Here is a 3,674-nt window from a genome sequence, read left to right as displayed (position 1 = left end):
CGCGTTCCCCGACCGGTGCGCCGCGGCAGTGTCACCGATCGAAGATGTTCGATCCGGCACGGGAACAATCCGGAACTTTCCGGACTGTTCCCGTGCCGGTCTGCTCTCCGCGGTCGCCCGTCCCCGGCGCGGTTTCCCGTGACCGCACTGCGCTGCTGAGTCGTCGTTCCGGCGACGCCCCGCCCGTCGCGGGGCCCAGCGCGGGTCAGAACGCGGCTTCGTCGAGATCCATGACGCTGATGTCGACGTCGGAGATAACCGACCATTCCGCGCTGAGGTGCGGCAGGACCGTCTTGGCGAAGAACGACGCGACGGCGACTTTGCCTTCGTAGAAGGCGCGGTCCTGCTCGGCGGGGCCGGCGTCGAGTGCGGCCGAGGCGATCTCGGCGGCGACGATCAGCCGCCAGGCGACGAGGAGGTCACCGACGGAGAGCAGGAAGCGAACGGAGTTCAGCCCGATCTTGTACAACTCGGTGGGCTGTTGCTGGGCGGCGAGCAGGTGCTGGGTGAAGCGGCCCGCCATGTCCTGGACGTCTTCGAGCGCGGTGGCGAGAAGGATCTTCTCCGCCTTGAGCCGGCCGTTGCCGTCGCTGGATTGCGCCGTGTCGCGGATCTTGCCCGCGAGGTGGGCCAGTGCGACGCCACGGTCGCGGGCGATCTTGCGGAAGAAGAAGTCCTGCGCCTGGATGGCGGTGGTGCCTTCGTAGAGCGAGTCGATCTTCGCGTCGCGGATGTACTGCTCGATCGGGTAGTCCTGCAGGAAGCCGGAACCACCGAGGGTCTGCAGCGACTCGGTCAGGTACTGGTAGGCCCGCTCCGAGCCGACGCCCTTGACGATCGGCAGCAGCAGGTCGTTGACCCGAGCGGCCAGATCCGCGTCGGCACCCGAGATGTGTTGCGCGACAACATCGTTCTGATGGCCTGCGGTGTAGAGATAGATCGCGCGCAGCCCCTCGGCGTACGCCTTCTGCATCATCAGCGACCGGCGCACGTCGGGGTGCCGGGTGATGGCCACCTTCGGCGCGGCCTTGTCCGCCATCCGGGTCAGATCACTTCCCTGCACGCGCGTCTTCGCGTATTCGAGGGCGTTGAGGTAGCCGGTGGACAGGGTGGCGATGGCCTTGGTGCCCACCATCATCCGAGCTTCCTCGATGACTTGGAACATCTGCGCGATGCCGTTGTGCACCTCGCCGACCAGCCAGCCCTTGGCCGGGATGCCGTGGCCGCCGAAGGTGACCTCACAGGTGGCGGAGGCCTTCAGGCCCATCTTGTGCTCGACGTTGGTGACGAAGACGCCGTTGCGCTCGCCCAGTTCGCCGGTCTCGTGGTCGAAGTGGAACTTCGGCACGAAGAACAGCGACAGGCCCTTGGTGCCCGGTCCGGCGCCCTCGGGGCGGGCCAGCACCAGGTGCATGATGTTTCCGAACAGGTCATCGGAGTCGGCGGAAGTGATGAACCGCTTGACGCCCTCGATGTGCCAGGTGCCGTCTTCCTGCTCGACAGCCTTGGTGCGGCCCGCGCCGACGTCGGAACCGGCGTCCGGTTCGGTCAGCACCATCGTGGCGCCCCAGTTGCGTTCGGTGATGAACCGGGCCCAGCGCCGCTGCTGCTCGGTGCCGATGCCATAAGTGATGTGGGCCATCATCGGTCCGGTCAGGTACATGTAAGCCGCGGGCTGCGCCCCGAGGACGAATTCGGTGATCGCCCAGCTCACCATCGAAGGGGCGGGCACGCCCCCGACGCCCTCGGCCTTGCCGACGCGCCACCATTCCGCGTCGTACCAGGCGCGCACCGCCTTCTTGAACGACTCCGGCAGGCCGACCGAGTGGGTGGCCGGATCGAAAACCGGCGGGTTGCGGTCGGTGTCGGCGTACGGTTCGGCGACCGGTCCTTCGGCCAAGCGCGCGGCCTCCGCCAGCATCGAACGCACGGTGCCGCCGTCCAGGTCGCCGAATGCTCCGGTCCGGAGGATGTCGTCGAGTCCGTACACCTCGAACAGATTGAACTCGAGGTCGCGCACGTTGCTCTTGTAATGGCTCACGGGCCAATGCCTTTCGAGAAACGGCCGGGGTACCGGCAGGGGATTCGGCGGGCGCGCGCAGCGGCGATCACCCACGGCACACTGTGCGGCACCGATGACCCGAAAGCAATCTCATGTTAATGACCACTAAGTAAATGGTCGTATGTCCGACAGCGTTCTATCCGCTGCTAGCGCGCAATTGAGGAAGCTAAGTTAATAATGACTAAGTGGCACAAATCACGGTGCGGAAACGCGACCAGGGATTCCGGCCGTTTCGATCCGCTCTCCGATGGCCACGAGAACATCGACGAGATCGGCCCTGCGCCGGAAGCGGGGGTTGCGGACGGCATCGATGACGACGGTGGTGACGGCTCGGCTCAGCACCCGCGCGGCCGGAGCGGGCAGGTCCGGCCGCAGGGCCTGCAGCATGCGGGCCCACTGGGCGATGCCGTCCAAGCGCACCCTCCGGTAGCGCTGCACCGCGTCTCCCGGAAGGTGCCGGGTCTCGCTGACGGTGATCGCCAGCAGATCGGGCTCGTCCACACCCAGTTGCGCGAAGCTTCGCATGAGTGAGCGCATGGATTCCTCGGCGCTGCGGCCCTCGGCGATCGCCCGGGCGAGCAGCAGCCGAAGCCACTCGTCCTGGCGCCGGACGATTTGGTCCAGCAACTCCGCCTTGCTCGAAAAGTGGTGGTACAAAGCGGGTCCGGTGACCCCGACGGCCGCGCCGATGTCCTCGATGCCCACCGCGGCATACCCGCGGGTGCTGAACAATCGCGCCGCCTCGGCAAGCATTCGCTCCGACCGCAGCGCTCGATCCAGCGCGGTGTTGCCGGTCTCGGTGCGCGGTGGCCGGTTCGGGGCGGGGCCTGCCGGGTGCTCGGGCATTTCGGTGGTGATCACCGCCGCGACGGCGGCGTCGAGCACCTGTGCGGCAACCGGCGCGGGTAGCTCGGCGCGGTGATAGGAGGGGCTGACCGCGATCGAGAGCACGCACCAGCTCAGCAGTTCGACATCCGCGCCGCTGAGCTCCGGTCGGCGCATGCCGATGGTGTGCCGCAGATAGCGCGTGATCCGCGCGGCGCGGACCAGCACGGCGGTCTTGTCGGCGGCGGTCAGGTTGCGGAACTCCAATTGCCACAACCGCGGCAGGCCGCGCAGTTCCAGAGCCACCCGGACCAGTTCGGCGAGCACGGCGTCACCGGAGTCGTCGGCGCGATACGCGGCGTCCAGCCGGTTCAAGGTGTCGTCGAGCCCGACCAGCAGGCACTGGCCCAAAAGCTGCTGCTTATTGCGGAAGTGCCGGTACAACGCCGTCGCCGAGATGCCGACCGCCGCGGCGATGTCGGCCATCGTGGTGCCGTAATAGCCGCCGTGCGTGAAGGCGTCGACCGCGGCATGCAGGATCATCTCGCGCCGATGAGGTGGTCTCCGCCGTGGCTGTGCGCCGTTCGCCTGTGTGCCCATCGCGGTCAGTGTCGCGTATCGGAGGGTCCGCGGCGGTGCCGGGCCACCTCCGCGCGCGACCCGTTCGCCGGCATCCCACGGGAGATCCGGCGCGGCCACCCATATGTATGACGATTTCGTCATAGCCGACGTGCGGGTTCTACTGTCGAGTAGGCTTCCCGCAGCTATCACCAGCCCGTGGATCGTT

At 67.3% G+C, this 3,674-nt stretch carries 2 protein-coding genes; both read right to left on the bottom strand.

Going from position 1 to position 3,674, the window contains the following annotated elements; all coding sequences use genetic code 11:
- Positions 1-205: 205 nt before the first annotated feature.
- Positions 206-2,041: an acyl-CoA dehydrogenase gene (locus ABZ803_RS00400; RefSeq protein WP_357030742.1), complete on the bottom strand. Its 1,836-nt coding sequence runs from the start codon at positions 2,039-2,041 to the stop codon at positions 206-208.
- A gap of 216 nt (positions 2,042-2,257) precedes the next feature.
- Entirely contained in the window at positions 2,258-3,487 is a 1,230-nt protein-coding gene (locus ABZ803_RS00395; protein ID WP_357030740.1) for a helix-turn-helix domain-containing protein, read from the bottom strand.
- Between the last annotated feature and the right edge of the window lie 187 nt (positions 3,488-3,674).

The organism is Nocardia sp. NPDC047648, from assembly GCF_040642815.1.
Lineage (GTDB): Bacteria > Actinomycetota > Actinomycetes > Mycobacteriales > Mycobacteriaceae > Nocardia > Nocardia gamkensis.
The sequence above is the reverse complement of the archived record's forward strand: the minus strand, read 5'-3'. Positions and strand labels throughout refer to the sequence as shown.